Below are 18,341 nucleotides of genomic sequence, written 5' to 3' on the forward strand. Positions count from 1 at the left end.
CCGCACATGCCTGAGTGGATAAGTTATTACGCAGGACTGATCGCCAAGGGCTTGCAGACGACCCTGTCGCTGTTGGTGATCTCGGCACTGTTGGGCTTCGCCCTGGCGGTGCTGGTGGCGTTGGCGCGGCTGTCGCGGCGCAAGTGGCTGGCCCGTTGTGCGCTGGGGTACACCAGCGTGCTGCGGGGCACGCCGTTGCTGATCCAGATCTACATCTTTTACTACGGCCTGGGCAGCCTGTTTGCCCAGTTCCCGATGATTCGCGCAAGCTTCCTGTGGCCGTTCCTGCGGGACGGCTACTGGTACATTGTGTTCGCCCTGGTGCTCTCGGTAGGCGCCTACGTCGGTGAAGTGATTCGCGGCGGCCTGCTGGCGGTGCCCAAGGGCGAAATGGAAGCCGCCTCGGCGTTCGGCATGACGCCACACCAGGCACTGTTGCGGGTGCGCTTGCCACGGGCCATGCGCCTGTTGCTGCCGACACTCGCGGGGGAGACGGTGATGTTGCTCAAGTCCACGGCACTGGCGTCCACCATCGCGGTGGTCGACCTGCTCGGCGCCGCCAACGTGGTGCGTGCCCAGACCTTGCAGATCTATCAGCCGCTGCTGTTGGTGGCCGGGGTTTACCTGTGCCTGACGTTCCTGATTGAAGCCCTGTACGCGATTGCCGAGCGGCGTGGCACACCGTTGCGCAGGTCGGCCGGATGAAAACCGATCGCTCGTTGCAAGGGATTGCCCTGTGCTCGCTGGCCTATGCGTTCCTGGCATTGCAGGACGCCGGAATCAAATGGCTGGTGGCCGACTATTCAGTGTTCACCATCCTGTTCTGGCGCAGCCTGGTGGTGGTCACCGCGTGCGTGATCGCCGGGCGCCTTGGCCTGCTCAAGCGGGCCTGGAATTCGGTCAGCCGCAAGCTGTTGATCATCCGCGGCCTGCTGTCGCTGCTGGCCTGGTTGCTGTACTACACCGCGGCCAAGGACCTGACCCTGGCGGAAATGACCACGCTGTATTTTTCCGCGCCGATCATGGTCACCTTGCTGGCGGCGCTGATCCTCAAGGAACGCGCCAGTCGCGGCCAGTGGCTTTCGCTGATCATCGGCTTTGTGGGGGTGGTGATCGCCTGTCGTCCCAGCAGCATGGTCGACCCGCTGCCTATCGGCCTGACGCTGGCGGCGGCGTTGTGCTGGGCGTTTACCTATATCCAGCTGCGCCAGGTAGACGACAACACTTCAGTGCTGGAACAGATGCTGATCACCAACGTGGTGTTTGTGATCTGCATGGCGGTGACGCTGCCCTGGACGCATACACCGTCCCCCACACCGGCGTGGCTGGGCATGCTCGGCGCCGGGCTGGTGGGTGGCATTGGCCAGTTCCTGCTGTTTGCGAGTTTCCGCCGGGCCACGGCGACGCTGTTGGCACCGTTTGAGTACACCGGGTTGATCTGGGCGTTCCTGCTGTCGAGCCTGGTGTGGGGCACGGTGATGGACGTGTCGCTGATCTTCGGCGCGGTGCTGATCGCCATCAGCGGCACCCTGGCCATGCTGAGTGCCCGGCATCCCGTGTCACAGGACGTGGTCGGCGCCGAATGCTCCGTGACGCAGCCCCTGTATCCAGCAGCGGCAGATGTGCAGCCCGTTGGCGGGGCTGAAGGTGCCGGGGTTGAGGCACCACTCGAGCCAGAGTCCGTCGAGCATCGCCGATAAGCCGATGGCCGCCAGGCGCGTGTCGTGGATCACAAAACCTTCGCTCGCGGCCAGGTCGTCGAGCAATTGGCGAATCAGTTCGAGGTAGGCGCGGTAGCTTTTTTCGTGGGAGTCGTTCACGTGGTCCGAATGGCGGATCAGGCTCCAGAACACCACCCACACACCGAGCAATTTCGGGTCCATGACCCGTGAGGAAAACGACCCGGCGAGGAATGCATCCAGCCGCGCCGCCGGGTCCTGGGCCTGGTCGACTTCCTGCCACAGGGCGGTGGTCAGTTCGCTGGCGAGCTTGTGGTAGGTCTCGGCGATCAGGGCATCGATGCTGCCGAAATGGTGATTGAGCAACCCCACCGAAACCCCGGCTTCAGCGGCGATGCGCCGCACGGAAATGCCGGCATGCCCGTCCCGGGCGAGGCTGGTGAGGGTGGCGGCAATCAACAGGTCGCGACGGTCTTCGGTCACAGGCACACCCTTGGTCAAGATACATGGTTGAACGTGTGTTCAATATATACCCACAGATCCAACAAGAGGAGGGCAACGGCATGGCAAAAGACCTTTCGTGGCAAGTCCCGGGTGATTCCGGGAACACCTTGCACATCGGCGCCTGGCGCTTCGAGGGAGACGGCAGTGGTCCGCGGGTGCACCTGCAAGCCGGCGTGCACGCCGACGAGATCGCCGGGATGCTGGTGCTGCACCAACTGTTGCCGCGTTTGCAGGCGTGCCAGGAGCAGGGGCGGCTCAAAGGCACGGTGACGGTGGTGCCCCAGGCCAACCCGTTCGGCATTGGCCAGTTTCGCCAGGGGCGGTTGCTGGGGCGTTTTCACGAAGCCACCGGGCAAAATTTTAACCGGGCATTCGATCATTCATTGGCGATGGAGCGCCCGGCCAGCAACCTGGCGCAATGGCAGAAAAGCCTGGTGCAACTGGCGGCCGATGCCGAGTTGGTGCTGGACCTGCACACGGATGATGAAGCGCTGCCGTACCTGTATATCCACCGCAGTTTTTGGCCCGAGGGCCGGGCGTTGGCGGCGGCGTTGCAGGTGGATGTGGTGATTGTCTGGGACGAGGGCGGCGACGGGTCGTTTGAGGAGACCATCATCGATCACGCGAACCTGCGGTTGGCGGCGACCATCGAACTGCGCGGGCAGGCGGATGTGAGTGACGCTCTGGCCGGGCAGGATGGCGACGGCATCTGGGCCTGGCTCTGTGCGAGCGGGGTGATCGACGAAGCCCCGGTGATTGCCGATTGGCGGGGGCAGGTGGTGGATATGGGGTGTATGGAGACCATTCTGGCGCCGTGTGCCGGGGTGTTGGTGTTTGAAAAACGCCTCGGTGAACAGGTCGAGGAGGGCGAGCGGTTTGCGCGGATTATCCGGCGGCCCGGGGACCCGGCGTCTGAAGTGGTGCTGCATGTCGTGCAAACCGGGCGCATGGTGACGGGGCATCGGGAGCGCCTGGTGTCGCAGGGTTCGGTGGTGGCCAAGTTTACCGGTTTGCGGTTGTCTGACAGCTACAGCGGTGGGGTGCTTGATCCTTAAAATGATCCCAGTGTTGCCCGGACTTGTACGTCAAGGTAGGGTGGCAAAAAGCCACGCATGCCCCCCGTCGTGACTTTACAAGACAATCCCAAGGGTCACCTATGCTGGTCACGTTCTACAATTATTTTTGCTATCAAATACGGCGCTTGACACAACACAACGTGAACCCAATGGTTCACCCTGGCGGTCATGACGCTCCAGTTAACCTTCGTGACGAAGATAATCTCAATCGTTGGTCTATTTCGAAATCAGTGTTACGGGCGATTGAAAGCTCTCCTGATGATTGGTCCATCAGGATTGCGCTGCATGGAAAATGGGGGACGGGGAAAACCAGCGTCTTAAACTTTATTGAGACCCAGATAAAGGAACAGAATTATCGGATCTCCCCAGACCCGAATAGCCTGAAAGTGGTTGTTGTGCGCTTTTCCGCCTGGAATGCAAGCGGCGAAGGGGGCGTGATCTCCCAGTTCTATCAGGCACTGCTTGAGCAACTACCGGATAAGCAACGATTGCCGGGCAGAACATGGCGCAAGACCAAACAGATATTCAGGCGAATTTTGGGTACCAGCGATGTCTTTTCAGCAACGGTGGCAGAAGGGGCCGCCGCGTACGGTGCCCCGGTCACCGCTGCGAGTGTTGCAGCTATTGGAGTAACCCTGAAAAAAATGGGCGAGTGGAGTGCCATCGACAAGAAAGATTTGTTTGAACTGCAGAAGGAGCTCAATGGTTATCGAGTCGTAGTGTTTATTGATGATCTTGATCGCGCCGACCCAGCTGTCATTCCAAAAACCATGCTCGCCCTCAGGGAGTTACTTGACTGGCAGAAATTTGCGTTTGTGTTGGCATTTGACCTCGACATTATTGGCAAGGCGCTCTCGACCTATTCGAATACATTCGGCAAAGATGCCCAACGGTTTCTCGAAAAGATCATCGACATCCAGTTTAGTCTGCCAACTCCATCTTCAGAGCAGGTTGCTAATCTGGCGCGTAACGTATTCGCTAAAGGCTGCCCCTTTATTGCCGCAGAAACGCTTGAGGATATCTATCAGTGGTTACCCAGTAATCCGCGCCTGTGCAAGGTCATTGCCCGAGACCTAGGACTACTCAGGAACGCCGCGAGCCGTCATGGCGCCAACGAGTTGAACTGGAAAGCGATTGTCTTGCAGACCATTCTGAAGCACGAAGCTCCGGAAATGCTGGAGGTCATTGCTAGAAAATATATTGGGCAGATGGAATTTCCGGTCAATATATCACCGGACAAATCCAAGCGCGGAGAGCGTGAGCAAGCCGTGGCAGCGGCGATTTTATTATCGGTTAAGGATGAACTTGGCGAGGGGTCACCTCAATACCACAGTCTGCTGCACAAGGTGGTAGCATTACAAACGCTGCGTAAAACAGATCTGAAAGATCGGATCGACTATGAGATGGCTTTGCAAACACGCGAGACAAGCATCACGACTCAAGAGTATTGCACCTTCCTGGAAAAGTGGTCTCAACGCCATTACGATCACTATGTGACAGAGCTTCTGATGTTCGGTGCAGAGGCCTCGCATCAACCTCTTAACGATGTCGCGACGCAGCTCTTTTTTATCGCCATGCTGTGTTATTCAGAAGAAATCGGGATTGCCAGTCGTGAGCTGAATCAGTCGAACTACAATAGCGCCATTCACCGCGCTGAACGCCATGTCAACCTGCTGGAGAATTTGTGGTGCTTGTGCGAGGACCCTTCGGTTGTGGAGGTTCGCGTTGCATTTAACCTGGTCAGCCGATTGATCCTGATGGCAAGGCATGGTCATGACCAAGCGCAAAACCTGACAGGGTGCAGCCTGCTTAGGCGCGTTGATAGTTTGGTGCTTGACGTGGTCAAACTATGCGACTCGGGTGCGGCAATATTCGAACAGAGCCTGTTTGTCGAGAGCGAAGCACAAAGACTACCCGGCAGTATTACTCCCCGAACTCTTGCACTGTACAGTTCCATGGTCAAGCAGCTGGAAACTGTCGCGATAGAAGATATTGTAAGTAGCTTCTATTCCCCAGGTGAGATAGCCGAATTATCTTCAATGTTCAGCACTAAAAGCCGCCTTCGAAAACTCGGCCTTACAGATTTCGACTCCCCCCTTTATCGAGAAGAAGGGCTGGAAGAGCTACTCAAAACTTTATCCAGTCGACATTCAGATCATGCTCTAAATATTATTATTGCCTCAAACACCCTAAGTTATTTAGATATTCTGTATTGGAGCTGGATTGGAGTTAAAGACACAGACCGTGGCGATAAGATTTTCAAATATCTTGAAATTATTGTACCCGCCGCCTGGGCGTGTGTTGTATCGGTGGGTTTGGATGACCGGCGGCCTGAATCACTCAGGCGCAAGCGATTGGAGTATCTGAAAGCTGGTTTTACGCAGGCGTGGCTGCCGGTTCCTAAATGGCTTGAACTTCAACGGGACCTGAACTCAATAGCTGCTCCCTACTGATTAACGTTCAAAGTTCGATCCCCGTTTTTTTAACTGCCGCATTCCACTCTCCAGGTGCGCACGGGCACTGGCCGGATCGCCTTCGCGCATCTGCTCGTAAGCCCGCTGTGCAACCGCCGGGGCGATCGATTTGAGTGCCCGCCCGGTGGCCATGGCCTTGAGCTGAACCTCGGCTGCACGTTCCAGGTAATACAAGTCATCCCAGACCTCAGCGAGGTTCGGCCCCACCACCATCACCCCATGGTTTTTCAGGAACAGCACATCCGCATTACCCAGCGCTGCGGCAATCCGGTCGCCCTCGGCCGTGTCCAGGGCCAGGCCGTTGTAATGCTCGTCCACCGCCGTTCGCCCGTAGAACTTCAACGCGGTTTGCCCCAGCCACAGCAGGGGTGGGCCTTGCAGCAGGCACAGTGCGGTGGCGTTGGGCATGTGGGTGTGGAACGCTGCTTTTATCCGCGGTTGTTGCTGATGCAGGCGTGCATGGATGTAAAACGCGGTGGCCTCCGGCCTACCGTCGCCGTCGATCACGTTGCCGGTAAAGTCACACACCAACAGGCGTGACGGGGTGATTTCATCAAAGGCATAGCCATAGGGATTAACGAAAAACAGCTGGTCGTGACCCGGCACCATGGCGGAAAAGTGGTTGCAGATGCCTTCTTCCAGGCCATGAAGCGCCGCCAGTTGAAAGCAGGCCGCCAACTCGACGCGGGCGGTGATCGCGGCAGCACTGTCCAGGTTCAACCGCCCGGCGCGGGGGCTCAGGGAGTTTGGGGTAAAGGTATGGGCCATGGCTCACCACCCCAGCGACTTAAACAGCGCAGGTACGCTATCCAGGGTTGGCAAAATCGCATCCGGCCGGTAGTCAGGCAGCAATGTGCGACCCGTTCCCCGATCAATCCAGACACACCGAAACCCGATATCCCGCGCTGCCGCGTGATCCAGATGGGGGCTGGCGCAAATATGCACCACCTGCTCAAGGTTCACCCCCAACTGCTCATGGGCATAGTCAAACAACCGCCGATCCGGCTTGTACGCCCCGGCCTGCTGGGCCGTGATCACCCGGTCAATAGTCCCGCCCAGTTGGGCAACATTGCAGGCAATCACATCGTCATCAGTGTTGGAGACAATACACAGCTTGTAGCCCATGGCCTTAAGTTGCTTGAGCGTCTTGACCACTTCTGGGAACGGCGGCATCGCACTGATGCGGTCCGTCAGGGTCGCAGCGTCGTGCTCATCGGCTGGCAAACCCAACTCCTGCAACGCCTGCTGCAACGCAAGCCCCGCCAACGTCCGAAAGCTGCGATGCGGCGGAGTTTGCTCCAGCGCATGTTCATGCCGGTCATACACGCTGATCAACGTCTCGGTATCCACCCTGTGCGCGCCCTTGGCGGTGAGGATCTGATCGATTGCCGCACGCAAGCCCTCATCCCACTGGATCAACGTGCCGTAGCAGTCAAAGGTCAGCCAGAGCGGGCGAGGGGAGTGTTCAAGGGACATGGGGCACCTGTTCAGGGAAGTCAGTGATGCCTGAAGCATAGGAACAGTACCCGTCAGTTGGAAATTAAATTACTCTCTTTATCTCAGTTGAATTATCGATATGAAGGCCACGCCATGTTTGATCTCGAACTGCTGCACACCCTGGTCTGCGTCGTGGATGAAGGCAGCTTCACCCGCGCGGCCGAGCGCGTGCACCGCACTCAGTCCACGGTCAGCCAGCAGATTCGCAAGCTCGAAGAAAGCGCCGGGCAGACGCTGTTGGTGCGTGACCGCTCCGGGCAGCAGGTCAGCCCCACCGAGCAGGGCGAGGTGCTCACCCACTACGCGCGCCGGTTGCTGAACCTGGCCCGGGAAGCGCGGGACGCCCTCAGCACCGAAGCCAGCGTGGTGCCCGTGCGCCTGGGCGTGCCGGAAGATTTCGACGCCGTGCGCATGGCCTCGATGCTCAGCGGGTTTGTGCGGGCTCGTCCTGAAGCGCGGCTGGAAACCGTCAGTGGCATGAGCACCGACCTGCGCCGGCAACTGGACACCGGCGAGATCGACATTGCCCTGGTCAAGCGTGAAGCCGGCAGCGGTGACTGCCACGCCAGTTGGGCGGAGCCGCTGGTGTGGGTGAGTGGGCAAGACCAGAACCTTGAACTGGAGACCCTGCCACTGGCGCTGTTCCCCCAAGGCTGCATCTACCGCCAGCGGGCCACCCGTGCCCTGGACAAGGCCCGGCGCAGTTGGCGGGTGGCGTTCGGCAGCCACAGCCTGACCGGGATTCAGGCGGCGGTGACCTCCGGGTTGGGGCTGAGTATTTTGCCGGTCAGCGCCGTGCTCGCCAGCCACCGCGTATGTACCGAGCTGCCGCCGGTACCGCCCTCTGAACTGGCACTGATCAGCGGCAACGAACGCCTGAGCCCGACGCACCAAGGCCTGATCGAATTCCTGCGCGAAGAGATTTCACTGCCACACACTGGTGCATGCCATTGATTGCATGCAGCTTTTTGTGGCGAGGGAGCTTGCTCCCGTTGGGCTGCGCAGCGGCCCCGGCAGCCTAATCAATAGCAAGCTAGCTAATTGGCGTGTTAATTGCCTTGAGTTATGGCAATTAGACATCACTCCCGGAGTCCGCCATGAGCAGCCTGTCGAGCAGCACGATGCAGTTATCTTCCGCCGAAAAAAGCTGGCTGCCCTGGTGGGGCAAGACCGGCAAGTTCGCCATGGGCTGGTCCTGCCGCCTAAACCGCAGCGTGTACCCGGTGATGGAGCAAACTTTCGAAGCCATCGCAGAAACCCGGGTCAAACTCCTGCAAACCTGGACCCGCGAACAGTGGGAACACCTCAGCGAACTGGCCAGCGTGCTCACCCGCGACACCGTGCTCACCGACAACAGCCTGCTGCTGGACAAACTGCAACAGGCTGGCGACTTTTCCGAACTGTTTATCGTCGACCTCAAGGGCGAGGTGCTGGCCACCACCTGGAACCAGGCCGGTCACCGCGCCCTGAATCATCAAGCCCTGGCCGCCGGTCTCAAGGCGCCGTTTCTCCACGGTCCCTACAGCGACCCGCTGACCCTGCAGATAGGCCCTTCGTCCTCGCGCTTCCATGACGAAGTGACCCTGATGTTCTACCAACCGTTGACCCGTGACGGCAGGGTGCTCGGTTGCCTGTGCGGGCGAGTGCCCAACGACATCCTCGGGGATTTGATCCAGCGCGAGGCCGGGCATATTTTTCCCGAGTCCGGCGACAACTACCTGTTCATGGTGCAATCGCGCTTCGACCCGGCGCTTCAACCCGGTATCGCGCTGTCCCGATCACGCTTCGAGGACGGCGCCTTTACCCACGGCGAAAACCTCAAGAGCGGCGTGCACACACCGTGGAAAACCGTGCAGATCCAGCGCCACACCGAACTGGAATTGCGCTTTATCGACCCGGCCACCCAACAACTGCACCCCGGCGTGCGCGAGACCATCCGCAAGGGCTCGAACCTGTTTGTCACCTATCCCGGCTACTCCGACTACCGCCACATCCCGGTGGTGGGCAAGGGCGTGACCTTTGAACTGCCGGGCTCGCCGGACCGCTGGGGCATGATGTGCGAGGCCGACCTGGAAGAGGTTTACCGCCGGCGTTCCCTGAGCCACGGCCTGATGAAACCCTATCTGGCGACCATGGCCGGTCTGTTTGCCTGCAATTTCCTCGTCCGCCACTACAGCGGCTTGCCCGCCGCCTGGACCGATGCGTGCGAAGTATTGAGCATGGTCGTGGCGGCCATGCTGTTCAGCCGCCTGGGGCCAAAGCGCCTGGCCGCACGCCTGAATGAAATGACCGAAGTGATCCGCACCATCGCCGAAGGCGAAGGCAACCTGCGCCAGCGCCTGGACAGCGGGCGCATGGTCAACGACGAGACCGGCGACATGAGCCGCTGGATCAACAGCTTTATCGACCGCCTGGACTCGGTGGTCGGCCAGGTGGTCAAGGCCAGTCACAGCGTTGGCAACACCAACCAGTTGATGCTGGGCCGCAGCGAGGCGGCCGGGTTGATGTCCCATGAAGTGGCCGACGCGACCCACCGCATGATGATCATCGTCGAAGAGCAACTGGGGGAAATCCAGCAAGCCTCGGTGAGCGCCGAGCAGATGAAGCAGGCCATGGACGAAGTGGTCAGCCAGGCCCGCGAGCAATTTCTCGCGGTACAGGTCGGTACCCAGTCAATTCGCGATGTGGTGCAGCGCTCCGCCGAAAGCGTGCAGTTACTCGACAGCCGTATGTCGCAGATCAGCAACATCACCGGGTTGATCAGTGACATCACCAACCAGACCAACCTGCTGGCCTTAAACGCGGCGATCGAAGCGGCGAGGGCCGGTGAGCATGGCCGCGGCTTTGCGGTGGTGGCCGACGAAGTTCGCACCCTGGCGTCACGTACCTCCAAGGCAGCCGAAGACATTCGCCAGATGGTCGAAGGCCTGCAGGGTGAGACCCGCAAGGCCGTCGGTTTCATGGAAAACGGCGTCACCAATGTGGACAGCAGCCTGCGCCTGGCCGAGGACGCGTCTTCGGAAAACGTGCACCTGCACCAGGCGGTGGAGAGCATGTTCAGCATCATCCAGCAACTCAACGCCCGCAGCCTGGACTATGGCAAGACCATCAAGCAGGTCAGCCATTCTTCAGAGCAGATGCGCCTGACCGTGGGGGTCTTGCAAACCAGCGCGGAAACCGTGCGGGTCAATGCCAGCAAGTTGCAGAAGCTGGTGGGCCTGTTCGAGGTCAGTGAGGCGGCGGCCTGACCAGGCTGCGTTTCTCCAGCAACAGCCGCTCCAGCTCCTGCATCGGCAACGGGCGGCTGAACAGATACCCCTGGATCTGATCGCAGCCGGCGTGCCGCAGGAACTCCAGTTGCGCCTGGGTTTCCACGCCTTCGGCCACTACCCGCAGGTTCAGACTGTGGGCCAGTTCGATAATGGTGCGGGTGATCGCGGCATCCTGGGGGTTGCTGGTGACTTCGCGGATAAACGCAATGTCGATCTTCAGCGTGTCGATGGGAAACCGCCGCAAGTAAGCCAGGCTTGAATAACCGGTGCCGAAATCGTCGATGGAAATCTTCACCCCCATCGCCCGCAACCGCTGCAGGCTGGTGATGGTGTGCTGGGTGTTTTCCATCAGCGAGCCTTCGGTGAGTTCGACCTCCAGCCAGTGGGGCTCAACCCCGTGTTCCACCAGGAAACGACCGATATCGGCAATCAGGTCGCCCTCGATCAACTGATGCCCCGACACGTTCACCGACACCTCGACCGCCCCCACGGTGCCACGCTGCCACACCGCAATCTGCTGGCAAACGTGATCGATCACCCAGCGCCCAACCGTCACGATCAGCCCCAGGCTTTCCAGGATCGGCACAAACACGGCCGGCGAGACCGCACCGTAACCCGGTCGCACCCAGCGCAACAGCGCTTCAAGGGCACACACCTGGCCGCTGGCCAACTCGACCTTGGGTTGGTAATGCAGGGTGAACTCGTTGCGTTCAACCGCCAGGCGCAAGGCCTGTTCCAGGTCCAGGCGGGCCAAATCATGAACGTTCATCTGCGCCGTTTCCGTGCTGCGTTGCTGCAGTTGCTGCTCAAGCATCAGGCTATGGTTTTTCAACTGGTCGCCGTGGGCCTTGAGCCGCAGCAGGTTGCGCACCCGCAGCCACAATTCGACCCGTTCCACCGGCTTGCTGATGAATTCTTCGGCGCCGGTTTCCAGGCCACTGAGGCGCGCACTCGGCTCACTCAGGGCCGAGAGCATGATGATCGGAATGTTCGCCGTGGCCGGGCTGCCCTTGAGCTGGTTGGCCACTTCATACCCGTCCATGCCCGGCATCATGATGTCCAGCAGGATCAAGTCCGGCGGCCGCTGCGCCACCAGCCGCAAGGCTTCTTCGCCACTGGCGGCACTGACTGTCTGGTAACCCTCGTGACGCAGCAGGGTTTCCAGCAGTTTGCGTACCTGAATTTCATCGTCAACGATCAACAGCGTTGCGGGTTGGCTGGCCATGGAGAGGACTCAAGTCGGAGGAGTAGTGTTCTTTTGCAGCAGCGTATCAATCACCTGGTACAGCTCTTTGTAGCGCAGGGGCTTGATGATGTACGCGTCGCAGCCGGCCCGCAGGGTTTTGTCGCGGTCTTCCTTCATCGCCATGGCGGTCAGGGCGATTACCGGGATGTGCGCGGTGTGCGGGTCTTGCTTAAGCAACGAGGTGGCTGCCAGGCCATCCATGCCGGGCAGCTGGATGTCCATCAGGATCAGCGCCGGTTGTTTTTCCCGGGCCAGGGTCAGCCCGGTCTCGGCGTCGGCGGCCCACAATACCGTGTGGCCGGCGTTCACCAGCAGCAGGCGGGCGAGGCGCATATTGGCCTCGTTGTCTTCGACGATCAGGATTTCGGCCACGAGGCCTCCGTATCCGCTGCGCGGTGCAGCGGCAGCCACACCACAAAACGCGCGCCTTCGCCCTCACGGCTGGCCACGGCGACGCTGCCACCGTGCAAGTCGGTCAGTTGCTTGACCATCGCCAGGCCCAGGCCCGTGCCTTCGAATTTGCGCGCGAGGCTGCTGTCGATCTGGCTGAAAGCCTTGAACAGCTTGCTCATGTCGTCGCGGGCAATACCGATGCCGGTGTCGCTGACACTCAGCTCCAAAAACTGCTGATGCTCGCTGGGCTGCAGGGCAAAGCCGTGGGTAGGCCAGTCACCGGGAATCTGTCCCACTTGTGCGCGATCGACCTCGCGCACCGACAAGGTCACGGAGCCGCCGTGCTCGCTGAACTTCACCGCATTGGCCAGCAGGTTGTAGATGATTTGCTTGGTCTTGCGCAGGTCCAGTTCCAGGGTGCCGAAGTCATCCGGGCTTTCGAGCTTCAACTGGATGCGTTGCAGGGCGGCCTTTTCCCGCACGATCAGCAGGCTGTTGGCCAACAAACCCGCCAATTCCACGGCTTCCAGCTCCAGGTCCATCATTCCGGCCTCGACCTTGGACAGGTCGAGGATGTCGTTGATCAGCGACAGCAAGTGCTGGCCGCTGGTGAAGATGTCGCCGATGTATTCGCGCTGGATATCGCTCATGTCGCCCACCAGGCCGTCCTTGAGCGCCTCGGAAAAACCGATCACCGCATTCAGCGGCGTGCGCAGCTCGTGGGACATGGTGGCGAGGAACTCGGACTTCATGTGGCTGGCGTGTTCCAGCTCCAGGTTTTTTTCTTCCAGGGCGCGCTCGAAGCCTTTGCGTTCCGCCTCTTCCTGCTTGCGCGCAGTGTTGTCGGTGCCGATCAGCAGGTAGCCGATGATCGCGTCGTTCTTATTGCGAAGGGCCGTCACCGAGACCATGGCCGACAGGCGACTGTTGTCCTTGCGGATATAGGTCAGCTCGTAAATGTCTTCGATGCCCCGGGACGCCTTGAACACCAGGGCTTCAAAGCCGGGGGTGATCGGCGTGTCGAGTTCCAGGCTGAGGGCGGCGGCGCGGGTGATCAGTTCGGCGGGGTCGGAAATGTCGGCCGGGGTGACGCGGTTCAGCACGTCGGCAGCGGCATAGCCAAGCATGCGTTCGGCGCCGACGTTAAAAATCTGGATCACGCCTTTTTCGTCGGTGGCGATGCTGGAGAAATAGGCGCTGTTGAAGATCGCGTCTTGCAGGGCACCGGTCTTGAGCAGGGTTTTCTGGCGTTTGAATTCGACGATTTTTTCGGCCCGGGATTGGGGTTCGGGCGAGTTATCGGGAGCAGGTTTTTCCATCGCGGGGCGTTCCGTGGACTTCAGGCCCGACGCTGCCACAGGCAGCGCCGCAGAGCATGCTCACAGAAGATCGCACGGGTGCGATGAGGAGGAGATGAGGTCTTTGGACAATAGCAGAGAAAGTGGCGTTTTGATGGCTGGCCGCATGGTTTTTACATTCGCACGGATGGAGGAGGCGCAATGATCAGCCAATCACCAAATGAAGCTTTCTTCATCAGGTGAAACGTTTAATCAATCGACAAAAGGCCTACGCAAGCGCTTGCGTTAACAAATGTATCTGATTAGAGTCGGCTGCAATCAGGTCTGCCGATGGCTGTCGTCGGCACACGCTTGAACACAACAATAATAAAACCAGGAGCTCAGTCATGAGCCTTGAACCCTTGCTTGAAATGCAGGGCATCAGCAAGACCTTCAACGGCCTGCGGGTGCTCAAGAACGTCAGCCTGAAAGTCTATGCCGGTGAAATCCACGCCTTGATGGGTGAGAACGGCGCCGGCAAATCGACGTTGATGAAGATCCTCTCCGGGGCCTACCAGGCCGATGACGGCGGCACCATCCGCATCGATGGCCAGCCCGTCGCCAGCTACAACCCAGCCTCCGCCAAAGCCCTCGGCATTGCCGTGATCTACCAGGAACTCAGCCTGTGCCCGAACCTCACGGTGGCCGAGAACATCTACCTGGGCCGTGAGCTGCGCCGTGGCTGGACCATCGACCGCAAGGGCATGGAAGCCGGGGTGGCCGAGGTGCTGGCGCGGCTCGGCGCGGAGTTCCTGCCCACCACCCGTGTCGCCGGCCTGTCCATCGCCGAGCGCCAACTGGTGGAAATCGCCCGGGCCCTGCATGCCCACGCGAAAATCCTGGTGATGGATGAGCCCACCACGCCGCTGTCCTCCCGGGAGACCGACCGCCTGTTCGCGCTGATCAAACAGCTGCGCAGCCAGGGCTTGGCGATCATCTACATCAGCCACCGCATGGCCGAAATCTACGAGTTGTCGGACCGGGTCTCCGTGCTGCGGGACGGCGAGTACGTCGGCGAACTGGCGCGGGAGGTGCTGTCGGCCGAGGTGCTGGTGAAGATGATGGTGGGCCGCGACCTGTCGGGTTTCTACAAGAAGGAACACGCGGCCTACGACCCAGGCAAAGTGGTGATGCGCGTGCGTGACATGGCCGATGGCAAGCGCGTGCGCAACTGCAGCTTCGACCTGCACGCCGGTGAAGTGCTGGGCATCGCCGGGCTGGTGGGCGCTGGTCGTACCGAGTTGGCGCGGCTGATCTTTGCCGCCGACCCGCGTACTTCCGGCACCCTGGAGGTGGTCGGCAAGACCGTGACCCAACTGCGCAACCCGGCGGACGCGATTCGTGCCGGCGTGGTGTATCTCACTGAAGACCGCAAGGCCCAGGGCCTGTTTCTCGACATGAGCGTGGCCGACAACATCAACGTCTGCGCCTGTGTGCCGGATGCCCATGCCGGCGGCGTGCTCGACCGGGGCCACGCTGCACAACGGGCGCGGGATGCGATCAAGTCACTGTCGATCCGCGTGGCGTCGGGCAAAGTCAATGTCGGCGCGTTGTCCGGCGGCAACCAGCAGAAGGTGCTGCTGGCGCGGCTGCTGGAGGTCAAGCCCCATGTGCTGATCCTCGACGAACCGACCCGTGGCGTGGACATCGGCTCCAAGTCCGAGATCTACCGCATCATCAACCAACTGGCCAAGGCCGGCGTGGGCATCGTGGTGATCTCCAGCGAGTTGCCGGAAATCATCGGTACCTGCGACCGCGTGCTGATCATGCGCGAAGGGCAACTGGTGGCCGAAGTCGGCGGGGCATCGGGGCAGGACATTTCCCAGGAGGCGATTATCGACCTCGCCACCGGCAGCGAACAGGTGGCCGCCCATGGCTAACTCAACAACAAGCGGGAGCAACACCATGACTGTGGCAACGATCGGCAAGGCTGAGCGTATTCGCGAACTGATGCGCACAGTGGGCATGTTGCCGGTGCTGGTGCTGCTGTTGGTGGGCTTTGCCCTGGCCAGCGAAAACTTCATGACGGAGCAGAACCTGTCGATCATCACCCAGCAGGCTTCGGTCAACGTGGTGCTGGCGGCGGGCATGACCTTTGTGATCCTCACGGCGGGCATCGACCTGTCGGTAGGCGCGATTCTCGCGGCCTCGGCGGTGGTGGCGCTGCAAGCGTCGATGTCGCCGCAATTCGGCATGTTCGGGATTGCCGCCGGGGTTGGCTTCGGCCTGTTGCTGGGCCTGGTCAACGGCGGGCTGATCGCCTTTATGCGCCTGCCGCCGTTTATCGTCACCCTGGGTGCGCTGACCGCCATGCGTGGTTTGGCCCGTTTGTTGGCCGACGACAAAACCGTGTTCAACCCTGACTTGCCGTTCGCCTTTATCGGCAATGATTCAGTGCTGGGCGTGCCATGGCTGGTGATCATCGCGGTGGCCGTTATCGCGCTGTCGTGGTTCATCCTGCGGCGCACGGTGATGGGGGTGCAGATCTACTCCGTGGGCGGTAACCCGGAAGCGGCGCGCTTGTCGGGGATCAAGGTGTGGAAAGTGCTGCTGTTCGTCTATGCCATGTCCGGTGCGCTGGCGGGGCTGGGTGCGGTGATGAGCGCGTCACGCCTGTTTGCCGCCAATGGCCTGCAACTCGGGCAATCCTATGAGCTGGATGCGATCGCGGCGGTGATTCTCGGCGGCACCAGTTTTACCGGCGGCGTCGGCACCATCGGCGGCACGCTGATCGGTGCGCTGATCATCGCGGTATTGACCAACGGCCTGGTGCTGCTGGGCGTCTCGGATATCTGGCAGTACATCATCAAGGGCATCGTGATCATCGGCGCAGTCGCGCTGGATCGTTATCGCCAGTCCGGCGCACGGACCTGATTTCACTCAAACAACAATCACAAGAGAGTCATCATGAACTTCAAACGCATGTTTCCTGTTGTCGCCTCCCTGGGCGTTGCCGTGTTGATGTCCCACGCCGTAGAGGCCCGTGAACTGAAAGCCATCGGCATCAGCATGGGTTCCCTGGGCAACCCGTATTTCGTGACCCTGGCCGACGGCGCCACGGCCCGGGCCAAGGAGCTGAACCCGGCGGTCAAGGTGACCTCGGTGTCGGCCGACTATGACCTGAGCAAGCAGTTCTCGCAGATCGACAACTTCATCTCGTCCAAGGTCGACCTGATCCTGATCAACGCTGTCGACCCGTCGGCCATGGCCTCGGCGATCAAGAAAGCCCGTGACGCCGGGATCGTGGTAGTGGCGGTGGATGTGGACGCCAAGGGCGTGAACGCCACGGTGCAGACCGACAACGTCGAAGCCGGCAAGCTCGCCTGCCAGTTCATCGTCGACAAGCTCTCGGGCAAGGGCAATGTGATTATCCAGAACGGCCCGCAAGTGACGGCCGTGACCGATCGCGTCAAAGGCTGTAAAGCCGCCCTGGCCAGCGCGCCGGAGATCAAGGTGCTGTCGGACGACCAGGATGGCAAAGGCTCCCGCGAAGGTGGCCTGAACGTGATGCAGGGCTACCTGACACGCTTCCAGAAAATCGACGGCCTGTTCGCGATCAACGACCCGCAAGCCATCGGCAGTGACCTGGCGGCCAAGCAGTTGAAACGCAGCGGCATCATCATCACCTCCGTGGACGGCGCACCGGACATCGAGAACGCCCTGAAGACCGACACCCTGATCCAGGCCTCCGCCAGCCAGGACCCTTGGGCCATGGCCCAGACCGCCGTCAACGTCGGCAATGACATTCTCAATGACAAACAACCCGCAGAAGCGGTTACCCTGCTGGCGCCAAAATTGATCACCCGCGACAACGTCGGTTCCTACAGCGGTTGGTCAAGCAAACATTAAAAGAACGCAGGAGTGAGCACCGTGGCAACCATGGAGGATGTGGCAAGAATTGCAGGAGTGTCGACGTCGACGGTTTCCCACGTCTTGAACGGCACCCGCAAGGTCAGCCCGGACACGGTGCAAGCGGTGCAGAGCGCGATCCGGCAGTTGGGCTACATCCCCAACACGCTGGCGCGCTCCCTGGCCCGGTCCACCACCAACACGATTGGCGTGGCGATCTCGGCGCTGTCCAACCACTACTTCAGTGAAACGGTGCACGCGATGGAAACCGAGTGCGCCAAACACGGCTACATGATGTTGTTTGTCGACACCCACGACGATCCCGAGCAGGAATTGCGCGTGGTCACCGCGCTGCACCACCGGCGGGTGGACGGCATTCTGCTGGCGCCGTCCACCGGTTCGCTGGCCCTGGAATACCTGCTGGCCAATGAGGTGCCGGCGGTGTTGGTGGACCGGATGATGAGCGACCGCTTTGATCAGGTCGGGGTAGAAAATACCCAGTCCACCCAGGCGCTGGTGGCGCACCTGATCGAGCATGGCCACCGGCGCATCGGCTTTATATCCGGGCGGGCAGGGCTGGGCACTTCCGATGAGCGCGTGGCCGGTTATCAAGCCGCATTGCTTGCGGCGCAATTACCGTTTGACCCGCAATTGCTGGTCAATGGCGGCTCCAGCAGCGAGCCGGCACGACAGGCCACGCAGCAACTATTGGCCTTGGACACACCGCCCACGGCGATCATGGCGGGCAACAACCTGATGACCCTCGGCGCAATGCATGCCTTGCGCGATGCACGCATCGAGGTGCCCGGGCAAATGGCACTGGTGGGCTTCGATGATTTTGAATGGGCGGACTTCTTCGTGCCGCGCCTGACCCTGATCGCGCAGCCGGTCCAGGAGTTGGGAGCGCAGGCGGTCAACCTGCTGCTTGAGCGCATGGCGTCGCCCAAGCGTAAAAAACACAGCGTGCGGCTCGCGCCCACCCTGAAGATTCGTAACTCATGCGGCTGCCCCTGA

Annotated in this window: 15 protein-coding genes and 1 pseudogene; 10 read left to right on the plus strand and 6 right to left on the minus strand. The window is 60.6% G+C overall.

From position 1 onward, the window contains the following. Nucleotides 1-6: 6 nt before the first annotated feature. On the plus strand, nt 7-705 hold the full coding sequence (locus tag M2400_RS08325; protein WP_259195724.1) for an ABC transporter permease: 699 nt from the start codon (nt 7-9) through the stop codon (nt 703-705). After that, on the plus strand, nt 702-1,700 hold the full coding sequence (locus M2400_RS08330; RefSeq protein WP_177115301.1) for a DMT family transporter: 999 nt from the start codon (nt 702-704) through the stop codon (nt 1,698-1,700). Before M2400_RS08325 ends, M2400_RS08330 begins: the two co-directional genes overlap by 4 nt. Here M2400_RS08330 and M2400_RS08335 read toward each other — a convergent pair. Next, nucleotides 1,656-2,168: pseudogene (locus tag M2400_RS08335) on the minus strand (TetR family transcriptional regulator C-terminal domain-containing protein); the annotation flags it as partial. The gene M2400_RS08330 and the pseudogene M2400_RS08335 overlap by 45 nt on opposite strands. Before the next feature lie 74 nt (nt 2,169-2,242). On the opposite strand from M2400_RS08335, the gene M2400_RS08340 reads away from it, so the two are divergent. After that, a complete protein-coding gene (locus tag M2400_RS08340) occupies nt 2,243-3,238 on the plus strand; it encodes a succinylglutamate desuccinylase/aspartoacylase family protein (protein WP_259195723.1) in 996 nt (331 codons plus the stop codon). A gap of 101 nt (nt 3,239-3,339) precedes the next feature. Then, entirely contained in the window at nt 3,340-5,712 is a 2,373-nt protein-coding gene (locus M2400_RS08345; RefSeq protein WP_259195722.1) for a KAP family NTPase, read from the plus strand. On the opposite strand, the gene M2400_RS08350 is transcribed toward M2400_RS08345, so the two are convergent. Together M2400_RS08350 and M2400_RS08355 are read right to left on the minus strand one after the other, a co-directional pair. After that, nucleotides 5,713-6,501 (minus strand): aldolase, encoded by a 789-nt coding sequence (locus tag M2400_RS08350; protein WP_259195721.1) that lies wholly within the window; start codon nt 6,499-6,501, stop codon nt 5,713-5,715. Nucleotides 6,502-6,504: 3 nt separating this feature from the next. After that, nucleotides 6,505-7,209: a haloacid dehalogenase type II gene (locus tag M2400_RS08355; RefSeq protein ID WP_259195720.1), complete on the minus strand. Its 705-nt coding sequence runs from the start codon at nt 7,207-7,209 to the stop codon at nt 6,505-6,507. Between the two features lie 114 nt (nt 7,210-7,323). On the opposite strand from M2400_RS08355, the gene M2400_RS08360 reads away from it, so the two are divergent. Together M2400_RS08360 and M2400_RS33500 are read left to right on the plus strand one after the other, a co-directional pair. Further along, a complete protein-coding gene (locus tag M2400_RS08360) occupies nt 7,324-8,184 on the plus strand; it encodes a LysR family transcriptional regulator (RefSeq protein ID WP_259195719.1) in 861 nt (286 codons plus the stop codon). A 1,658-nt stretch (nt 8,185-9,842) separates the two neighbouring features. After that, nucleotides 9,843-10,478 carry a methyl-accepting chemotaxis protein gene (locus M2400_RS33500; protein WP_405046315.1) on the plus strand — a complete coding sequence of 212 codons (636 nt, stop codon included), beginning with the start codon at nt 9,843-9,845 and terminating at the stop codon, nt 10,476-10,478. On the opposite strand, the gene M2400_RS08370 is transcribed toward M2400_RS33500, so the two are convergent. Genes M2400_RS08370 through M2400_RS08380 form a run of 3 tightly spaced genes read right to left on the minus strand, consistent with a single transcriptional unit; the run spans nt 10,459 to nt 13,460 of the window. After that, entirely contained in the window at nt 10,459-11,727 is a 1,269-nt protein-coding gene (locus M2400_RS08370; protein ID WP_259195717.1) for an EAL domain-containing response regulator, read from the minus strand. The two genes, M2400_RS33500 and M2400_RS08370, sit on opposite strands and share 20 nt — an antisense overlap. A gap of 9 nt (nt 11,728-11,736) precedes the next feature. Then, nucleotides 11,737-12,120: a response regulator gene (locus M2400_RS08375; RefSeq protein ID WP_177077684.1), complete on the minus strand. Its 384-nt coding sequence runs from the start codon at nt 12,118-12,120 to the stop codon at nt 11,737-11,739. Then, nucleotides 12,105-13,460: a HAMP domain-containing sensor histidine kinase gene (locus M2400_RS08380; RefSeq protein WP_177114054.1), complete on the minus strand. Its 1,356-nt coding sequence runs from the start codon at nt 13,458-13,460 to the stop codon at nt 12,105-12,107. The genes M2400_RS08375 and M2400_RS08380 overlap by 16 nt, the downstream gene beginning before the upstream one ends. A 365-nt stretch (nt 13,461-13,825) precedes the next feature. Here M2400_RS08380 and M2400_RS08385 point away from each other — a divergent pair, with 365 nt between their 5' ends. Genes M2400_RS08385 through M2400_RS08400 form a run of 4 tightly spaced genes read left to right on the plus strand, consistent with a single transcriptional unit; the run spans nt 13,826 to nt 18,341 of the window. Next, on the plus strand, nt 13,826-15,358 hold the full coding sequence (locus tag M2400_RS08385) for a sugar ABC transporter ATP-binding protein (protein ID WP_259195716.1): 1,533 nt from the start codon (nt 13,826-13,828) through the stop codon (nt 15,356-15,358). 25 nt (nt 15,359-15,383) lie between these two features. After that, entirely contained in the window at nt 15,384-16,352 is a 969-nt protein-coding gene (locus M2400_RS08390; RefSeq protein WP_259195715.1) for an ABC transporter permease subunit, read from the plus strand. 33 nt (nt 16,353-16,385) lie between these two features. Further along, the gene (locus M2400_RS08395) at nt 16,386-17,327 is read left to right on the plus strand and encodes an ABC transporter substrate-binding protein (protein ID WP_177044322.1); all 942 of its coding nucleotides are present in this window, start codon (nt 16,386-16,388) and stop codon (nt 17,325-17,327) included. 21 nt (nt 17,328-17,348) lie between these two features. Further along, on the plus strand, nt 17,349-18,341 hold the full coding sequence (locus M2400_RS08400) for a LacI family DNA-binding transcriptional regulator (protein WP_177077831.1): 993 nt from the start codon (nt 17,349-17,351) through the stop codon (nt 18,339-18,341).

The sequence above is a fragment of the Pseudomonas sp. BIGb0558 genome (genome assembly GCF_024807515.1).
In the GTDB taxonomy this organism is placed as follows: domain Bacteria; phylum Pseudomonadota; class Gammaproteobacteria; order Pseudomonadales; family Pseudomonadaceae; genus Aquipseudomonas; species Aquipseudomonas yamanorum_A.